This is a genomic window from Bacillus sp. RO1 (genome assembly GCF_012524115.1).
GTDB lineage: Bacteria > Bacillota > Bacilli > Bacillales > Bacillaceae_I > Sutcliffiella_A.
The window spans coordinates 24404-43761 of the sequence record NZ_JAAZWB010000049.1 but is presented as its reverse complement, the minus strand read 5'-3'; the positions used below and the strand labels follow the sequence as shown (position 1 = coordinate 43761).

At 39.0% G+C, this 19358-nt stretch carries 18 protein-coding genes and 2 riboswitches; of the genes, 6 read left to right on the top strand and 12 right to left on the bottom strand.

Going from position 1 to position 19358, the window contains the following annotated elements:
* The first annotated feature begins 12 nt into the window (after positions 1–12).
* Positions 13–744, top strand: coding sequence for a ZIP family metal transporter (locus tag HC179_RS05630; RefSeq protein WP_168863466.1), 732 nt, complete (start codon positions 13–15; stop codon positions 742–744).
* 35 nt (positions 745–779) lie between these two features.
* On the opposite strand, the gene HC179_RS05625 is transcribed toward HC179_RS05630, so the two are convergent.
* Entirely contained in the window at positions 780–1049 is a 270-nt protein-coding gene (locus HC179_RS05625; RefSeq protein ID WP_168863445.1) for an aspartyl-phosphate phosphatase Spo0E family protein, read from the bottom strand.
* Positions 1050–1185: 136 nt separating this feature from the next.
* On the opposite strand from HC179_RS05625, the gene HC179_RS05620 reads away from it, so the two are divergent.
* Positions 1186–1959, top strand: a complete 774-nt coding sequence (locus HC179_RS05620; RefSeq protein WP_168863444.1) for a divergent polysaccharide deacetylase family protein — start codon at positions 1186–1188, stop codon at positions 1957–1959.
* 52 nt (positions 1960–2011) lie between these two features.
* On the opposite strand, the gene cbpA is transcribed toward HC179_RS05620, so the two are convergent.
* The 7 genes from cbpA to HC179_RS05585 form a co-directional block, all read right to left on the bottom strand.
* Positions 2012–2650, bottom strand: coding sequence for a cyclic di-AMP binding protein CbpA (gene cbpA, locus HC179_RS05615; protein ID WP_168863443.1), 639 nt, complete (start codon positions 2648–2650; stop codon positions 2012–2014).
* A 129-nt stretch (positions 2651–2779) separates the two neighbouring features.
* On the bottom strand, positions 2780–4117 hold the full coding sequence (locus HC179_RS05610; protein ID WP_168863442.1) for a CoA-disulfide reductase: 1338 nt from the start codon (positions 4115–4117) through the stop codon (positions 2780–2782).
* A gap of 579 nt (positions 4118–4696) precedes the next feature.
* Positions 4697–5230 (bottom strand): cupin domain-containing protein, encoded by a 534-nt coding sequence (locus tag HC179_RS05605; protein ID WP_168863441.1) that lies wholly within the window; start codon positions 5228–5230, stop codon positions 4697–4699.
* A gap of 18 nt (positions 5231–5248) precedes the next feature.
* The gene (locus HC179_RS05600; protein ID WP_168863440.1) at positions 5249–5887 is read right to left on the bottom strand and encodes a methylthioribulose 1-phosphate dehydratase; all 639 of its coding nucleotides are present in this window, start codon (positions 5885–5887) and stop codon (positions 5249–5251) included.
* Positions 5884–6549: a 2-hydroxy-3-keto-5-methylthiopentenyl-1-phosphate phosphatase gene (locus HC179_RS05595; RefSeq protein ID WP_168863439.1), complete on the bottom strand. Its 666-nt coding sequence runs from the start codon at positions 6547–6549 to the stop codon at positions 5884–5886. Before HC179_RS05595 ends, HC179_RS05600 begins: the two co-directional genes overlap by 4 nt.
* The gene (gene mtnW, locus HC179_RS05590) at positions 6546–7790 is read right to left on the bottom strand and encodes a 2,3-diketo-5-methylthiopentyl-1-phosphate enolase (RefSeq protein WP_168863438.1); all 1245 of its coding nucleotides are present in this window, start codon (positions 7788–7790) and stop codon (positions 6546–6548) included. Before mtnW ends, HC179_RS05595 begins: the two co-directional genes overlap by 4 nt.
* A 74-nt stretch (positions 7791–7864) precedes the next feature.
* A riboswitch (SAM riboswitch) is annotated at positions 7865–7970 on the bottom strand.
* Between the two features lie 290 nt (positions 7971–8260).
* Entirely contained in the window at positions 8261–9433 is a 1173-nt protein-coding gene (locus HC179_RS05585; RefSeq protein ID WP_168863437.1) for an aminotransferase class I/II-fold pyridoxal phosphate-dependent enzyme, read from the bottom strand.
* A gap of 98 nt (positions 9434–9531) precedes the next feature.
* On the opposite strand from HC179_RS05585, the gene HC179_RS05580 reads away from it, so the two are divergent.
* Entirely contained in the window at positions 9532–10314 is a 783-nt protein-coding gene (locus HC179_RS05580; RefSeq protein ID WP_168863436.1) for a carbon-nitrogen family hydrolase, read from the top strand.
* A gap of 227 nt (positions 10315–10541) precedes the next feature.
* Here the strand turns inward: HC179_RS05580 and cspD are convergent, their stop codons facing one another.
* Positions 10542–10739: a cold-shock protein CspD gene (gene cspD / locus HC179_RS05575; RefSeq protein ID WP_010192350.1), complete on the bottom strand. Its 198-nt coding sequence runs from the start codon at positions 10737–10739 to the stop codon at positions 10542–10544.
* 319 nt (positions 10740–11058) lie between these two features.
* Positions 11059–11218, top strand: a riboswitch (SAM riboswitch).
* Positions 11219–11323: 105 nt separating this feature from the next.
* On the opposite strand from cspD, the gene mtnK reads away from it, so the two are divergent.
* Positions 11324–12520, top strand: coding sequence for an S-methyl-5-thioribose kinase (mtnK, locus tag HC179_RS05570; protein WP_168863435.1), 1197 nt, complete (start codon positions 11324–11326; stop codon positions 12518–12520).
* Positions 12521–12523: 3 nt separating this feature from the next.
* Positions 12524–13573: an S-methyl-5-thioribose-1-phosphate isomerase gene (mtnA, locus tag HC179_RS05565; RefSeq protein WP_168863434.1), complete on the top strand. Its 1050-nt coding sequence runs from the start codon at positions 12524–12526 to the stop codon at positions 13571–13573.
* A 42-nt stretch (positions 13574–13615) separates the two neighbouring features.
* On the opposite strand, the gene HC179_RS05560 is transcribed toward mtnA, so the two are convergent.
* The 3 genes from HC179_RS05560 to HC179_RS05550 form a co-directional block, all read right to left on the bottom strand.
* Complete coding sequence (locus HC179_RS05560; protein ID WP_168863465.1) at positions 13616–14194, bottom strand: DUF2087 domain-containing protein; 579 nt, start codon at positions 14192–14194, stop codon at positions 13616–13618.
* Positions 14195–14531: 337 nt separating this feature from the next.
* Positions 14532–15017, bottom strand: a complete 486-nt coding sequence (locus tag HC179_RS05555; RefSeq protein WP_168863433.1) for a methylated-DNA--[protein]-cysteine S-methyltransferase — start codon at positions 15015–15017, stop codon at positions 14532–14534.
* Between the two features lie 33 nt (positions 15018–15050).
* The gene (locus HC179_RS05550) at positions 15051–17261 is read right to left on the bottom strand and encodes a PAS domain S-box protein (protein WP_240948476.1); all 2211 of its coding nucleotides are present in this window, start codon (positions 17259–17261) and stop codon (positions 15051–15053) included.
* 333 nt (positions 17262–17594) lie between these two features.
* On the opposite strand from HC179_RS05550, the gene HC179_RS05545 reads away from it, so the two are divergent.
* The gene (locus tag HC179_RS05545) at positions 17595–19358 is read left to right on the top strand and encodes a B12-binding domain-containing radical SAM protein (RefSeq protein WP_168863432.1); all 1764 of its coding nucleotides are present in this window, start codon (positions 17595–17597) and stop codon (positions 19356–19358) included.

The window sequence follows — 19358 nt, the reverse complement described above, 5'->3', positions numbered from 1 at the left end:
AGGAAATATATGATGTCAGAAGTAATAATAGGAAGTGTATTGGCTGCCATGTCCACAGGTTTAGGAGCCTTGCCAATTTTATTTTTGAATAACACTTTGACTCACAAATGGAGAGATACACTCCTTGCATTTACAGCCGGTATCATGATGGCTGCAGCTACTATGAGTTTAATACCGGAGGCTCTTTCATACGGAGGTTTTGTTCCATTGGGAATTGGGTTGCTTCTAGGTGTCATTACTTTAACCCTTTTAGAAAGGTCCATTCCTCATATAGATTTGGAGCATAATCGAAAAGGAATCGCTTTTGATCAAAAAGCAATGCTGATTGTTGCAGCGATAACATTGCATAATATACCAGAAGGACTTTCTGTTGGGGTAAGCTATGCATCAGACGCAGCAGACACCGGAAATTTGATTGCCTTTGCGATTGGGTTGCAAAATGCACCAGAAGGTTTTTTGGTGGCTTTATTCTTAATTAATCAGAGGATTACAAAACTGAAAGCTTTTATCGTTGCGACTCTAACCGGGGCTGTCGAGATACCAATGGCTTTATTGGGATTCTATCTCACTTCAGTTGTATCATCCCTTGTCCCATATGGACTTGCTTTTGCAGCAGGAGCGATGCTTTATATCATCTATAAAGAATTGATTCCTGAAAGTCATGGTGATGGAAATGAAACGACCTCCACCTATTCTTTCATCATCGGATTGCTTTTCATGATTTTTCTCACACAGATATTCTAACCGTCTATTTAGGGCGGTTTTTTTTATATGTAATATTATTTTTTCTCATATATTATTTCTTGGTATTTATAAATCAACTTATCTAGATCCTGGCTACATTTTACCGTTTGTTCACTTATATAACCAGTCTTGTTGGCGACTGCTATCATCGTATCTCTTTTCTCTTTTATTAATATTAACAGTTGATCTACATACCCTTCATAAGACATGCGACTCGCCCCTTCTGCATCAAATTCCACAATAGAAATTATTACAATAATTTCTATAATTGTAAATAGAATCGCAAAGTTAGACATTTTTTTCATAGAATTTATTTTTAATTATATGTAAAAAATAGGACAAAGTATCTAGAGGCAGTAGAGTTAGGTTCCCATCTTTCCATCTCCGCATGCAAATTTTGTCGAATCAAAAAAATACATATTTAGACAAGTAGGTGCAAAAATGAAAATGATTGTAGTTATCATCCTGAGTAGCATGTTTATCTTTGGTCTCCCTTCTTTTAACCCTTCTGCCGAAGAACTCCCTAGCAATAAAGTAGCCATTGTTATTGATGATTTCGGCAATAACATGAAGGGTACCGAGGAAATCCTCCATTTACCCGTGCCCTTGACTGTAGCAGTCATGCCATTTCTTTCTACCACCAAACAAGACGCTGAACTGGCTCACCAATTAGGCCACGAAGTGATCCTTCACCTTCCCATGGAACCATTGAAAGGAAAAAGAAGCTGGCTAGGACCAGGTGCCATTACCTCCAATCTATCTAATGAAGAAATATATAAAAGAGTAAATGACGCCATTGATTCTGTTCCTTACGCGGTAGGAATTAATAACCATATGGGATCTAAGATTACTGCCGATAAGCGGATCATGAAAATTATTCTAGGGATCTGTAAAGAGCGAAATCTTTATTATTTAGATAGTAAAACAACAAAAAAGAGTGTGGTGGCAGAATTAGCAACAGAATTGGGAGTTCCATTTTTAGAGAATGAATTATTCTTTGACGAAGTCTACACCACTAACCATATTGTAAAACAAACGAATCAGCTCATTAAAAAAACAGAAGTGGATGATTCCATCATAGCCATTGGCCATGTTGGTATTGTAGGGGAAAAGACAGCAAGTGTCTTAAAACAGTATATCCCTAAACTGCAAGAAAAAGCGGAAATTGTGACATTATCAAACATCCTAATTGATAGAGAAATCTTACTGCACTAAAAGGATTAAACGCACATAGAGCAGCCTCCAAATTTCGGGGCTGCTCTCTTCTTTATTTTTGCACATCAATTTGATCGACATGTGTGACTCGGAATTCTTTTTCTCCGAGTTTTTTCACTAATTTGTTTACCTTCTCTTGCGGTAATTCAGCTGGTAAATTTACAATTATCCTACGCAAATACTTTTCTCCATTGTCAAGGGTAAGCATTCCATCAATATTAACGTCCTTTAACATGGAAACAAGGTCCTTGATTGCCCCTTTATGCTCAATCGTAGCGATAGTAAGGGTGTAGCCACCTGTTTTCATACCAAATGAATCAGCTAAGACATCCATCACATTCGCATGCGTCAGTATCCCGAGAAACTCATTTTCCTCATTTAGCACTGCGATAAAAGGCAGTCGTTTAATCGTGAAAAATGCTTTAAAGAATGAATCTTCCTCAAAAATAAAAGCATCTTGGTTTTTGATCAGTACTTCTACTGAATCATCGGGGCTCCCTTTTTGTTCGTATAGATAATCCAATAAGTGCACTTTGTAGACTAGGCCTAAGAATGTATTCCCATCATTAGAAAGAATAGGTATACATCTGTAGCCTGTATCCTTGATTTTCTCATAAGCTTGTTTAATAGTGTAAGTTGGTTCACAGAACTCTACATCATGCTTCGGCACAAAATTGTAACGGACCTTCATACCTCTCACTCCTTAGGCAAATTCTCTCTAGAATATGTATGTTATAAAACTATTATAACAGTAGCATAATCGTCTTCTAAGGTAAAGAAAATTCATAATATTAACTCAACTTATTTACACTTTGTTAAATTATTTAGCTGCATTAGCTGCAACTTGTACAGCATCCCATACGGTAGCATATGGAGGCGCATAACACAAATCCAACATGCCAATTTGCTTGGTGGTTAAACCGCATGTAATGGCTGTCGCATAAACATCCAGTCTCTTAGCGATGGATTCATCCTTACCAATAAGTTGTGCTCCCAAAAGTTTTAGTGATTCTTTTTCATACACCAGCTTGATATGGATGTTTTCTGCCCCAGGATAATAAGAGGCATGGTTATTTGTTTTAATAACTATTATTTCAACATCTAAGTTTTCCTGCTTTGCTTGTTTTTCAGTAATTCCGGTCATGGCTGCCGTCCATTCTAGAATTTTCACCACATTTGTTCCGAGAATCCCATCAAATGTAGAAGGTATACCTGCAAGGTTGTCGGCGGCCACCCTTCCATGTTTATTGGCCGTCGTACCGAGTGCTATGTTTACTGGTTTATTTAATAAAAGGTGATTGCTTGTTGCACAATCTCCCGCAGCATATATAGACTTGATGCTCGTTTCCTGATGGGAATTAACAATGATTGCGCCATTTTCAAGCATATCTAAGCCGAGTTCTTTAATAAAATCCGTGTTTGGTTTTATACCTATATTTACAATAACCGCATCGACTTCGTAAGAATTTTTGTCTGTCACGATGCTTGTAACTTTTCCCTCTGACTTTTTTAGTTCCTTTACTTCTTCTCCCGTTCGGATTCCAACCCTATCTTGGAGGGATTCAGAAATGATTTTTGCCATTTCCTCATCGTAATTTGGTAGGATCTGATTTTGAAGTTCTATGACAAACACCTCTTTGCCAAGCTCTACCATGGTTTCAACAAGCTCCATTCCGATATAACCCCCACCAATGATGCCGACTTTCTTTATACTTTCATCTTGATAAAACTTACGCATTTCTATTCCATCATTCAGTGTCTTCAATGTATGAACATTGCTTGCTTCTTTTGGAATAAAAGGTGGAACAATTGGTTTTGCACCGGTTGAAATTAATAGTTTATCATAGTGAACGTAGGTTTCCTCTCCAGATTCAAGGTTTTTCACATGCACCCTTTTGTTTTGGGAGTCTACTTTTGTTACTTCATGATGGATATGAACCTGTACATCACGTTCTTCAAATTCTTCTACCGTTCTTGCCAGCAGATCTTCATGAGATTCTGTCACACCTGATATGTAATATGGCAATCCACACGCCCCGTATGAAACATATTCATCTTTTTCAAAAACGCTAATTTTTACTGTTTTATCTAATCTTCTTAGCTTGGAAGCAGCACTCATGCCCCCTGCAATGCCCCCAATAATTACCACATGCTCCATTTAGCCTTCCTCCTAAACCTATCTCTGTTTTCTTACCATTATATTCCCTCTTGATTGATAAAGTAGTCATATACAAAAGAAAGAATTTTAGTGGTTTGCTTATTCAGCGGTGTTCCTTTCCGCAATGGCTTCGCTTTCCTAGGGGCTGACGTGAGCCTCCTCGGCTTCGCCTGCGGGGTCTCCACCTACCGCTATTTCCCTCAGGACAAGGAAGGCTTCGGCAGCGCTTCTTCGCACGAAGAAAATGCGTAGCATTTTCGAGGAGTCTTCGCCATTTGCTCCAATCCACAGCTAAAAGTTCCGAAAACGGAACCTTAATGCTTTTTCAGTTAACTCGGTTAGATGCATTTTCATAGTCCCTCATGAATGAAGCCATCTAGTTGATTGAAGGGGAAGGTGCGTAGACGCCCGCGGGAGGAAGGGACAGGTGAGAACCCGGAACGGAAGGCGAAGCCTGAGGAGGCTCACGGACCGCCCGCAGGCAAGCGAAGCGCCTTGAACGGAAATCAACCGGATTTTCAATTTCTTAGATTAATGAAAAACAAATGACCCTGCCAAGGCAAGGTCATCTGTTTTATATTAGTTATTTACTTCCTCTTTTTCATAAATGGGTACCCAACCTTCTGTTGTAACGAAGATTCGAACAGCGACTACTTTACGATCCTCCATTAGGGTGAAATAGTGTCGGACATTAGGAGGGACAGAGATTAAATCACCAGGTTCCAATTCAACATCAAAGAAAGAACCGTCCTTTCCTTGAATGACAAAAATACCATGACCACTGACAATGAAACGGACTTCATCATCTGTATGATGATGCTCTTTATTGAAGTTTTGAAGAAGTTGCTCCAGGTTAGGGGTTGTCTCAGATAATGAGATAACGTCTTGTGCCTTGTATCCTCTTTTTAAGGAGATCGCAGCAATTTCATCTTTGAAAACTGTCAGGATTTCTTCTTTGTTTTCATCAGATAAAGTAAAGTTTTCCTGTAAGTGTTGAGGGAGTTTTGCAATGTCCCAGTTTTCGTAGATTACCTCATTATCAATTAGGAAGCTTTCTACTTGTTCTTTTCCTACGATTCTTTCATTTGTTTCATGCAATCTGATTTCTGCCATGTTATATTCCTCCTTAGGTTAAATAGATACTTTTGGTTGAACCAGGTTTTTCACACTTAGTAATTTTAAATGATAGGAGAATAGGAACTCCCAGGCTTCTAGGTATTTTTTTGCTTCAAAGGCAGTTCTGCCCCAGACGGTGATTCCATGATTTCTAATGAGGACTGCGCCAGCGTCTGCTTCAATAAATGAAGAAAATTCATCTGCTAGTGCTGGAATATCGGCATGATTTTTAATAATTGGGATGCTTACCTCCGCATCTTGCTCCCAAATACCAAATGCTTTAATGATTTCCTGCCCTTTGAATCTAATTTCCCCTTGTTCGCCGTATAGCTCAGATATGACATTATTGTCTATCGTATGGACATGCAAGGAGCAACCGGCTTTGGTTTTCCGGTATACTTCAAGATGCAGTAATGTTTCGGCTGAAGGCTTCAAGTCAGTATTCTCAACGGCTTTTCCTGATTCATCCACAAGTAGGAAATCCTCCGAGGTTATCTTCCTTTTATCCTTGCCACTTGAGGAAACCAAGAATTGCAGTGGGGAGTCTGCTACTTTAATAGAAAGGTTTCCACTTGTACCAAAGAACCAATCACGTAAAGCCAACTCTTCCTTAACCTCAGAAAGTTCTGTCCATTTCTTTAAAAATTGGCTCATGCAGTCACCTCCCGTTTTTTCAAAATATCCATCACATCATAAAAGGTTTCGAATGGAGAAAAGCCGATGGAATGCTCCTCGCACTTTTGAATAAGAAAGTCTCTCGCAATTACTTGATCAGCAAGCTTTGCCGCCTCTAAATCTGTAATGGAATCTCCAATCACAATTTTATGGGTGTCAGGTTCGGCCAGCTTTCTGATAATGGATGGCTTGCAACAGCCACAACCATTGTTACAGTTGTCATCACAGGCATGCGGCCAAAGGATATTTATTGTTTCACCGGAAAAATCAGACTTATTGCAATAGATGTTTGTTTCCTCTATCACGCCTGCTAAAAGTGGTTCCACAAAGAAATCAATACCGCCAGATACAATATAAAGTGGAATTCCTTCTTCTTTTGTGAAAGCGACAAACTCCTTGAAGCCATCACGTATTTCAGCATGGGAGACTATATATTCCGTTATAACTTCCCTCTGTTTAGTAGGAAGAAGGGCAAACATTTTTCCTACACCTTCCTTGATGGAGATCTCCTGGGATAGTACTTTATTTTTTATGTCGTCCCATTCTTCAGGAGCGAATTTCTTCATGATGGCAATAATATTGTCACTATTGGTGATAGTTCCATCAAAGTCACAAAATATCATCGGTTTTTTACCTGTCATGTTGTAACCTCCACACTCCCCCACTGCTTAAGGGCAACCTCTAGCTCAGGATGCTTATGTGCGTAATTTGCCAGTGATTCCCCTGCTTTTACCGCATCTACCGCTTGACGGAAAGCTTTTGCCCCTGCTGCTCCTCCAAGCTCATGACCGTGGACCCCTCCTCCTGCATTGATGACCGCGTCATTTCCGAAATCTTGATAAAGTAGCGGTACAAGTCCAGGGTGTATGCCAGCTGATGGGACAGGCAGGGTCGCTTTTAACTGATTGTCTGATACCGTTAATGCATCACGGATTCCAAGCGCTTGTTCCTTTGGCAACGCAACACTTCCGTAAGGTGAAGGGAATAAAGAAAAGTCGGCTCCTGCAAAGCGTAAAAGTTTTCCTAACAACAATTCATTGGATATGCCATAAAATTCTGATGGTGTGATGGCTCCACTAACCGCAGGATGCGCCATGATTGGAATGGATACTTCCTTGTCTTCAGCCAAACTTTGGAGTGTATCAAGACCATAAGCAAATACATTGAATAATAGAATATCAGCACCTAATTCTACAGCCCTTTTTGCCTTATCTTTAAGATCCAACGTACGACCTGTCAGGTTTACCGCATATCTTGCACGATGACCTGTTTCTTCCTTCACTTCCTCTAAGATCCTTCTGCCTTCAGTTACCCTTTTTTCAAAAGGAGTTAGTTCATTTTCAAATAATATTTCGTCATCCTTGATGAAATCCACTCCCCCGAGTGCCTGCTCCTTCAACTGTTCAGTGTGAAAAGCAAGGTCCCTGCCAATGACCCCTTTAAATATGCTCATGACAAATGGTCTATGTTGAACGCCAGTAATGGAGCGAAGTCCTTCTATTCCGAATTTCGGTCCAGGATAAGCTAGCCTCAAGTCTTCACTGAACTCAAGATCAATTAGTTTTATCTCCCCGTCCAGTGATAGCTTGCCAAATACCGTGGTTAATATGGCTGGGAGGTCATTGCTAAAATTAAAACTGGGATAAGCTATCTGGATGATGCCGCGTGTTACCGCTTTTCCAAGGTAAGTATCCACCCTTTCGCTTGATGAGAGTTTTTTCACTCTAACTACTCTGCCTTTATGCTTTTTTAGCTGCTCTTGTTCAAGCTGTGGCAGGTCAGTCCAGGACCCGATTGTAAGTCCGAGTGCGATCCCTTCCGCTTTTTTTTCGAGATTGCCTTTAGAATCGTGAACTAGATAGCTTGCTAGAATTTCTGACATTATGTACACCCTTTCTTTCGATGATAAAAAACAAAAAACCCCTTCCATAAGAAGAGGTTAGTCTATCTAACGTCCTCTTATCTATCAGCTTTATGCTGCAAGATTTAGCACCGTGCTTAATTGAATAAGTCGGTTGCCGGGTTTCATCGGGCCAGTCCCTCCACCTGCTCTTGATAAGATTGGATAATATAAATAAATTTTTTAATTCTATTAATCACCGCTGTTGATTTACGCAAATGGCTTCGCTTTCCGCGGGGCGACCTTGAGCCTCCTCACAACGCTTCAGGGGTCTCAACAATGTCGCTCCTCCCCCGCAGGACAAGGAAGGCTTCGACAGCAAAAACATCGCACGAAGAAAATGCGTAGCATTTTCGAGGAGTCTTCGCCTTTTGCTCCAATAAACAGCTGGAAATTATACTGAATTCTAGTTGAGATTATGACATCATTCTGACCTTCTGTCAACAGACTATTCAGAAAATCTTTAACTCTCTAATTCGTCGAACAGCTTCTTGTAACCTTTCTGTACTGGTTAATAAGCCGACGCGTACATAGCCTTCTCCAAAGGAACCAAAGCCAATACCAGGAGCTACAACCACATGTGCTTCTTCAAGCAGCTTGTCTGCAAACTCCTCAGAAGTATATCTTTCGGGAACTTTTAACCATGCAAAGAAGGAGCCTTTTGGTGCTTGCACTTCCCAACCAATTTCCTGCAACCCCTGAATAAGGACATTTCGTCGTTCCTCATACAAATCTACCAGTTCTTCTACACAAGTTTGTCTATCTAATAATGCAGTGGCAGCCGCCTCTTGTATTGCTCCAAAAATACTTACATACATATGGTCCTGCAAAAGATTAATAGCTTTGATTACACTTTCATTACCTACTGCAAAACCCACACGCCATCCTGCCATATTAAAAGTTTTCGACAAAGTATAGATTTCAATACCGACATCTTTTGCACCAGGGGTCTGCAGAAAACTTAGTGGTTTTTTACCATCAAACCCAATAGCACCATAGGCAAAATCATGCACCACACATATATCGTGTTCCGTTGCAAGTTCTACTGTTTCTTTGAAAAATACAGAATTCGCCACAGCTCCTGTCGGATTATTGGGATAATTAAGGAACATGAGCTTAGCAGCTTTTAAGACTTCTGGATTGATATCTTCATAGTTTGGTAAAAAATGATATACTTCTTTTAAAGGCATATATTCCATTCTAGCTTTAGCCAATGCTACACCAGACCAATAATCCGGATAGCCCGGGTCTGGGACAAGTACGGTATCCCCTTCATTTAATAAGCATTGGGGAATCTCCACTAGTCCTGCCTTCCCACCAAAGAGAATGGCTACTTCTGTATCTGGATTTATGTCAACATCGTATTCTCGTTTATAAAAAGTTGCTATAGCTTCTTTAAAAAATTGGTGCCCCTTAAATGGGGAATATTTATGATGATTCGGTTTTTCTACCGCTTCCTGTAACGATTTTACAATATGTTCAGGAGTTGGCTGGTCCGGGTTTCCTTGGCCTAGATTAATAACATCGTGTCCTTGTTCCACAACTTTACCCACTTTTTCAACCAACGAAGCAAAGAACTGTTTAGGCAGTGTATTTAATAATTCAGATTGTTGAAAATTTTTCACCTTTTTCACCTACTTAAAAAATTCTTGAAATCCTAGTCACAAATCATATATTGTTAGATTCAACTTGTAAAGTATTTTTTCAACGGGGGGATAAACTAATGAAATGGAAAATTGCTTGTATTCAATTTGATGTGGCCTTCGGAGATCCCGAAGCAAATATAGAAAAGGTATGTGAATTGTTGACTGTGGCAGGCAAAGATCGCCCAGATATCATCGTTCTTCCTGAGCTTTGGTCTACAGGTTATGATTTAGGTCGTCTGGATAAAATAGCCGATTCCGGCGGTTTTGTTACAACCAAATTCCTTAAATCGGCTGCAAAAGAATTAAAAACGCATATTGTTGGCGGCTCTGTAGCGAAAAAGACCAACAAAGGTATTTATAACACGATGATTACTGTCAATAAAGACGGAGAAGTTGCAGGAGAATACAGCAAATTGCACCTTTTTCGGTTAATGGACGAGCATCATTTCCTTCAGCCCGGGAAGACAGATGGAATGTTTGAGCTTGACGGTCAAACTTGTGCAGGTTTCATTTGCTATGATATCCGTTTTCCGGAATGGATTCGTGCGCATACCACCAAGGATGCAAAAGCCATCTTTGTTGTTGCGGAGTGGCCTTTGGCAAGAGTTGACCATTGGCGTACCCTTCTTATCGCGCGTGCGATTGAAAACCAATGTTATGTAATTGCATGTAACCGTTCTGGTGCAGATCCGAAGAATGCTTTTGCTGGACACTCGATGATTATTGATCCTTGGGGAGAAATTGTGGCTGAAGCTGGAGAAGCGGAGGAAATCATTACAGCAGAGATAGATTTGGCGAAGGTGGAGGAAGTTAGAAAAAGAATTCCTATCTTTGAAGATAGAAGACCACAATACTATTAATTTATTTTAGTTGATTGGTTAGTCGCCGCTGTTCCTTTCCGCAAATGGCGTCGCTTTCCGCGGGAGGAAGGGACAGGTGAGAGGCCGCAGGGGCTAGCCGAGGAGGCTCACGGACCGCCTCAGGCAAGCGAAGCGCCTGGAACGGAAATCAACTGTATTATATATTTTCTTATTTTTTCACAAACAAAAAGGACTCCTAAATGGAGTCCTTTTCTATTTGGCTAGCATTATTTTGTAACGTTAGCAGCTTGAGGTCCACGAGCACCTTCAACGATTTCGAAAGATACTTCTTGACCTTCTTCTAAAGTTTTGAAACCTTCGCCTTGGATTGCGGAGAAGTGTACGAATACGTCGTCTTGACCTTCAACTTCGATGAATCCAAAACCTTTTTCTGCATTGAACCATTTTACTTTACCTTGTAACATGTTTGTTCCTCCTTGTGGTTAACCCACGTAAATATTACTATTCTTGCTCTTTCAAACATTTCAAGACGAAAACGTGTTTCTGACTTTCCATATTCACGAACAAAAATAATAGTTTAATAATAACAGGTGCCTATCATTTTTTCAAGGTTTTAACCAAACAATTCATACAATTCCATTTAATTCTTCAAAAAAATCAGATATTAGCTTGAAAAAAGATTTCCCAAAAACTTATTGACAAATTTCCCAACACCTTGGTATTATTTTCATCAAGCAATAATTTTCAAACAATTTAATACATTCGCAATTATATGATTGCGATCTCTTATCAAGAGCAGGTGGAGGGATTTGGCCCGATGAAACCCAGCAACCGACCGTAATACTGTTGTGAAACAGGGCGTTACACATTTGTGGACGCCGAACGTAATCGTTCATAAGGCACGGTGCTAATTCCAGCAGAAATTATTTCTGGCAGATAAGAGGGGAGAAGTCTACTCTTCAAGCCTCTTTCTTATGGAAAGGGGCTTTTATTTTTGAATAAATAAACGCCCCGTTATTAATTAATCACATACACGGGGGTAGTAAATATGACGATTACAGCAACTACTGAATATGAGCCGTTAACAGATTCCACCGCTATCACTTTAGCCAAAGACCTTAAATTTTTTAAAGAAGGTGCGCTCTTACACTGCCGCGAAATTGGTGATGGAAATTTAAATCTTGTCTTTCACATAAGAGACGAAAATAATACAGGGATTATCATTAAGCAGGCTTTGCCTTATGCCAAAGTTGTCGGGGAAAGCTGGCCGCTGACCTTGCACAGGGCAACAATAGAAGGTAATTACCTGAAGAATGCCGCTACATTGGTTCCTAACCTAGTTCCAAAAGTCTATTATACGAACGAAGATTTAGCGATAACTATCATGGAGGACCTCTCCCATTTGGAAATCGTTCGAAATGGTTTTCTTAATGGCAAAGACTTCCCTCTTTTGTCAAAGCATATAGGGGAATATTTGGCAAAAACATTATTTTACACTTCTGATTTTGGTTTGAATCAGCAAGAAAAGAAAAAGGTACAGCAGTCATTCGCAAATCCAGAGCTTTGCAAGATTACGGAAGATCTTGTTTTTACGGATCCATTTTTTGATAGTGAGACTAATGACTATGAGCCTGAATTGCTTGGTTCGATTGAGGAAATCTGGAAGGATGAGGATCTAAAGCTTGAAGTGGCAAAGCTGAAATACACATTTTTAACAAATGGAGAAGCACTTCTACACGGAGACCTCCACACAGGAAGTATCTTTGCTAATGAAATTGATACAAAAGTAATTGACCCAGAATTTGCATTTTTCGGACCGATCGGCTTTGATGTTGGGCAGTTCTTTGCCAATATCCTATTACAAGCAATCACTAGGGATGTCAGTCAAAGGGCTAGTATTACTTCCCACCTGAATCAAGTATGGGAAGGATTCACTTCCACTTTCTCAGATTTATGGAAGACAAAAAGTGTGGAATATTACTCTCAAACACCAGGCTATTTGGATTTCTTCCTGAAAAAAGTCTTTACGGATGCTATTGGCTTTGCCGGATGTGAGGTTATCCGTCGAACGATTGGGCTCGCCCATGTAGCCGACCTTGATACTCTCAAGCCTTATGAACGTAGACTTTCAGTAAAGCAACAAGCTTTGATACTAGGGCAAGCACTGGTTAAAAATGCTGCAACTATCCGAAATATCCAAGATGTAGAAGCACTACTTGAAATTGAAATAAAAGGGAATGTTTAAATTATGACAATCACTACTAATCTACCGCTATCAGTTGAATGGAAAGACACATATATTCGTTTATTAGATCAACAAAAATTGCCTCTAGAAACTGTATTCCTTGATTTGCATACCATTTATGATGTCTATGATGCCATAGTCACCCTTAAAGTAAGGGGTGCGCCTGCAATTGGCATAACAGCTGCATATGGCCTTGTCCTTGCTGCAAATTCATATACCTTGACTAGTTTACCTGATTTTCAGAATCAGTTAAAAAAAGACCGGGACTACTTGACAACTTCTCGGCCAACGGCTGTAAACCTTTTTTGGGCAATAGACCGTTTGATACAAGTGTCCTTGCAGGCTTCTTCTGTGAACGAAGCAAAAACAAATCTTGTTCATGAAGCAATACAAATTCAATTAGAAGATGAAGCGACATGCAGGCTTATTGGAGAACATGCCCTTTCCTTGTTTCAAAAGAATGATAAGCTCTTGACTATATGTAATGCAGGTTCTATTGCAACGGCCCGATACGGTACCGCATTAGCTCCATTTCATTTGGCAAAAGAAAAAGAATTCCCCTTAAGTGTTTTCGCCTGCGAAACAAGACCAGTTCTACAAGGGGCCCGACTAACTGCCTGGGAGCTGCAACAATCAGGTGTGGATGTAACGTTAATCACTGATAACATGGCTGCACACACCATTAAAACCAAAGAGATTTCTGCTGTTATTGTCGGAGCTGACAGGATTACGGCCAACGGGGACACTGCAAATAAAATTGGCACTTACGGACTTGCTATTCTTGCTAAAGCTTTTGGTATTCCATTTTATGTAGCTGCACCTTTATCGACGTTTGACTTATCTAAGGAAACTGGGGAGGAAATAGAAATTGAAGAAAGGAGTTCTGAGGAAATCACCCATCTGGGAGGAAAACAGATAGCGCCAGATGGCATTTCCGTATTTAATCCTGCATTTGATGTAACTCCCAATGATTTGATTACCGCCATCATTACTGAAAAAGGTATCATCAAAGGCGACTATCCCAAAGTGATTCCTTTACTTTTTGAAGATTGATAATTAAGAACCCTAAGTTCTATCAGCTTAGGGTTCTCAGTATTATCTCGCCCACATTTCTGTTGGGTTTAGTTCATATATTCCTGCTTCTCGGTACATGTAATGATTGATAATGAATTCCCTGCGGATCGTTGCATAGTCTTCGTGGAATTGTTTAATGTGTTCATTGATTTCCTTTTCACTGTACTTTTTCCCCATCTCTAAACCTTTGAGGATATGTTCAAAAATAATCAATTTCTTCTTCCTTTGTGCCGGAATGGTTTTTAATTTTCCATCCTTGGCAAGGAAATTTTGCAAGATCTGCTCTCTCTCTTTTTGCTCTTCCATCGTCCTCTCCCCTTTTCCGCTTCTTTCTAACACGATAAAAAGACCTTCACTATGTTGTCTTAAAGCCTTTGAATTTAAGTAATAATAGACCGTATTTTTTTCTCTTCTTTCATACACAGAACTTACTTCTTTAAGCTTAGAAATATGATGGGAAATCGTCGGGGGCTTTACCCCTAATCTTTCTGCTAATTCTTGTCCACTTAATGGTTCTTCAGTGGATAACAAGACAAGCAATTTTATTCTAGTCGTATCTCCCATTATTTTATAAAAGTTAACTATTTTCTCCAGTTGCAGAATAGTTCACTCCTTTACCTTATATTAGATATTCATCTAATTAGATGATAATCTAACGACAAGGTAAAATCAACCTTTTTTCTCATTTTTCTTTAATATCCACCCTTTTTCTTGCACACTAATGATATTAAGTTTGGCTAATACTTCCGTATAAAAAATGAGTTTGTTATTTTTCCCCATTTTTATCATCTCCACTTTTGCCCTTGAGCAACTTTTTTAGTCTTAGTAAATTATATGAAGAAAAAAAAAAAATGATACACGCATGCAACTCTTAGATAAAAAAAGTACGATAGCATAAATACTATCGTACCTTGTTATAGCTTTATTTTTTTCACCACTATGCCAGTGCACCTTCTAATTTTAACAGCTCTTCTTTCATTCCAATCTTATCTCCTGCGTAACCTACCAGCTCTTTATTCTTCCCAATGACACGGTGGCAAGGTATGACAATCGGCAGCGGATTTCTTCGATTCGCTTGTCCGATCGCCCTAACTGCTAGAGGCCTGTTGATTTCTTTGGCAATATCCTGATAACATTTCACTTCACCATAAGGAATGTTACACAACGCATTCCAAACTTCCTCCTGAAAAGGGGTACCATCCAAATTATAAGGCACTTCAAATGAGGAACGGTTGCCTGCAAAATATTCTTGAAGTTGAGTTATGACCATCTGACATAGTGAATCTTCAGGTGCATACAAGTAAAGACCATCCATATTATCCTGAAGGAATTCTGTATCAAACTCTATTCTAACTAAATGATCTTTACTACATATTACGTAAATTGTACCTATTGGAGTTGGTGTGCTACTGTACTGATACATGTCTAGATACCCTCCCTCTTTCTTTCATCCGATTTAATGCTCAGTCGGAGACCCTATTGGTAATTTTATATGGAAGGTAGTACCTTTGCCAACTTCACTGCTGACTTCAATGGTACCATTATGTTCCTCTACAATTTTATAGCTTACCATAAGCCCTAAGCCTGTTCCACGTTCCTTTGTCGTATAAAAAGGTTCTCCGAGTTTTTTTAATTTATCTTCTGGGATACCTATCCCTTCATCCCTAAACGAAATCAGAACCTGTTCATCTGCTATCGTTTTTATATCAACAGATACAGTACCACCGCTAGGCATTACTTCTATCGCATTTTTTAAGATATTGATAAAAACCTGTTTTAGTTGATTTGGTTCGCAATAAATATCCGGTAATCCTTCTTCAATGGAACTAATAAACTGAACATTCTCAAGGGATGCTTGTGCGCTTAACAGATCAAGGGTTTCCTTCATAATAACTGATATATTTTTTCTTTGATAAGAAATGGCTTGTGGCTTAGCTAATACGAGAAATTCGGTTATGATGGATTCAATTCTCTTTAATTCAGAGGTGATGACATCAAAATACATGCCATATTGGTCTTCATTCATGCTGTTTTGTAAAAGTTGGATAAATCCTTTTAGAGCTGTCATTGGATTTCTTATTTCATGTGCGATCCCAGCAGCCAATTCTCCCACAACCGTCAGTGTATCTGACTTTCTTAGCTGATCTTCCATTTCCCTTTTTTCTGTTATATTTCTAAAAATCGTCATGTGCAATCCTTCAATAACATGCTTCTTGGCAGAGTATTCAATGATCCGTACTCCACCATCCCCTTCTAAACATAATTCTCCACTTAACTCTTCGCTTTCTGGACATTTTCTCCACTGTGCTTGGAGTTCCTTGAGCTGTTTTTTTGGAATATACCAGTGAAGCTGATTATTCATCAATTCTTCTTTAGAGAGGCCCAATATCTTGCTTGCATTAGGATTGGCATCTATTACATCGCATCTATCATCCCATAGAAGAATACCGTCCATGACATTATTGAATATCTTTCTAAATTTTTGTTCGCTTTCTCTTAAGTCTTTCTCCATCTTCCTTCTTTCGCTCACATTTCGGAATATTATCATGTTATATCCATCAATAATTCCTTTGTTTGCTGTGAATTCAAGAAGTTTTTTCTGTCCATTCGGCATATGGAACTCTAGCTCTTCTCGAATTTCTCCCTTTGCTCCAAACTGTTTTACAATGGAGAACACTCTTTTATCTTTCTTTGGAACAAATTCATGGAGCTTTGAGCATACCAAATCATCAAGTGGCAATTCAAAGGCTCTGCTTGCTGCAGGGTTAGCTCGTTTTATATTCCCGTTATTATCCACCAACACGATTGCATCTAAAGCATGTTGAAACATCTCTCTAAAACGCTCTTCGCTTTTTTTCAGCTGCAGCTCCATATTGCGTTTTTCTGTTACATCTCTCATTATTGCTAAATAGTAATCGTCATAAATATTGGCCGTGATGGTTACTTCAAATGTTTTACGCTCACCTGTATGAAGAACTACCGGCAATTCTCCCCTAACCCTGCCATGACTATCTAAAAGATTCCAAATTTTTGTCATCTTATATTGGAAACCTTCTTCCAAAAAGTCATCTAACTTCGATTGCAGAAGATCTAATTTAGTCATAGCAAAATTAGAACAGAATGCAGGGTTAACATCGATAAATAAGCCATCTCTATCAAATACGACAATCCCGTCCACCGCTCTATTTATCACATCATGATACATTTGTTTACTTTTGCTTGATTCCTTTTCTAATTGTTTCTTGGCCGTTATGTCACGGATGATACATATATCGAGGCCACTTTCATCTGGGTTACGAACAGCTGAATATTCCACAAATTTAATTGATCCGTTATCTAAACGGACGATCAGTTCATTTTTCAACTCTCCCAATTCTGTTAATTGTGCTTCCTGGTACTCCACTTCCTCTTTTGGCATTAGCTCCAGAAAATCATGTAATTTTCGCCCTAGTAATTCCTCTCTTGGCATTTCAAAAAGTTCGCAAGCTTTGGAGTTCACTTGAAAGAATTCGACATTTTCATTGAATAAGATTATGGCATCATTGGCATGTTCAAATGTAAGTTGCAGAAACCTGTTTTCCTTTTCCAGCTTTTGAAGCTTGGCAGTTAGAGTTTCTATTTCTTCCTCCAACTTCCTGGTTTCTTCCTTCACCATGTGTTGGATCATGACCTTCCCCCACTTATCATATATTTACATTCTTTTCTCAAAGATTATCATTATTGACCACAGACAATTGACTTACTAGTAAAAAACTTTATTATTCAACCACTCTTTATTCTTCTACATACCTTATCTAAATTCCTTTGTTCAACAATTAAAGCAATAAAAAAGTCATTTCAGAAATCATTTTGTAATATTTACAGATTTCCTGTTGATAATGGAAGAGAGGAAAGATTTACTAGCCCTAGAAAAAAGGTATGAATTTATTACTCACCATATTTAATTGTGATAAACTGTATTAGTTATAGAATTTTTCAATAGGAGTTTGATGGATTTATAATGAAGATAATTGCCACTACATTAAACGCGAAATATATCCATACCAATCTTGCCATTCGCTATTTAAAAGCCTATGCAGAGCCGGAATATACAGTAGATTTAGTTGAATACACGATTAAAGATCCAGTGATGAATATTGTGTCGGACCTTATCCAAAGAAAACCGGATGTTATCGGCTTTAGCTGTTATATATGGAATATAGAAGAAACAATCAAAGTCATGAGCATGTTGAAGAAAATTAATCCAGAGCTTATCCTCGTTCTCGGTGGGCCTGAAGTAACCTATGATGTGTCGGAATGGCTTGACCGGTTAACCGACGTTGATTTCATCGTTCTAGGTGAAGGTGAAATCACTTTTAAACAATTGCTTCATGAAATACAAGGTGAAAGAAACTTCGAGTCCATCAGTGGCTTGGCTTATCGGGATGGAGAGGACAAAAAAATATCTCCTCAACGAAATAAAGTAGATTTAAAAGAACTTCCATCGCCATACAGATTTGAGGAGGACCTATCACAACTTGGTAAAAGAGTGACATACTTTGAGACAAGCAGAGGCTGCCCTTTTAGCTGTCAGTTCTGTTTATCTTCCATTGAAGTGGGAGTCCGCTATTTTGACCGGGAAAAAGTAAAAGAAGATATTCGTTTCCTGATGAATAATGGCGCAAAAACGATTAAATTTGTGGACCGCACTTTTAATATTAGTAGAAGCTATGCAATGGAAATGTTTCGCTTTTTAATTGACGAGCATCTTCCGGGTACCGTTTTCCAATTTGAAATAACAGCCGACATCATGCGACCGGAAGTTATTGAATTCTTGAACCAAGAAGCACCTGCTGGATTGTTCCGATTTGAAATCGGTGTACAGTCGACCAATGATGCCACAAATGAGCTTGTGATGCGCAAACAGAATTTCGCCAAATTATCTCGTACTGTGACGATGGTTAAAGAAGGCGGAAAGATAGATCAACACTTAGATTTAATTGCCGGTTTGCCGGAAGAAGATTACCACTCATTCAAGAAGACGTTCAATGATGTTTTTGCCCTTCGTCCTGAAGAGCTGCAACTTGGTTTCTTGAAAATGTTGCGTGGAACAGGGTTAAGGATTCGCTCAAACGATCATGGATACATTTATATGGATCACGCTCCTTATGAAATTCTTGGGAATAACATTCTAAGCTTCGATGACATTATTCGAATCAAGCAAGTGGAAGACGTACTCGAAAAGTTCTGGAACGACCACAGAATGGACGCGACTGTGGAACATTTGGTTACCAATGTGTTCGAAACACCTTTCGACTTCTTCCAAGATTTCGGAGCCTACTGGGATAAACAAGGTTGGGCAAGAATTGGGCATCAACTAGAAGATCTTTACAAGCGTTTGTATTCCTTTTTACATGAAGAAAGACCAAATGCTTTATCCGTAATGGAAACGTTGATGAAGTACGACTATTTACGTCATCAAAAATTCAAGCCCCGTAAACCTTGGTGGAAGGATCGTCTCGAAAAAGAAGATAGAACCAGTATTTATAAACAAGTCATTGAAAACCCTGCGGTATTAGGTGACCAATTTGCAGCACACAACTTGAACGAAAAAGAACTATATAAACACACCATGGTTGAAAGCCTGCAGTTTGATCTCGACCACTACCTAAAACATGGTGAAATCGTTGAAGATCAAAGCTATGCTTTAGTTTATTTTAATCAAAACACGAACAAAGCAGAAATTTATCCTATATCATCTAAAACAAGAAAAACTGCTAGCTGA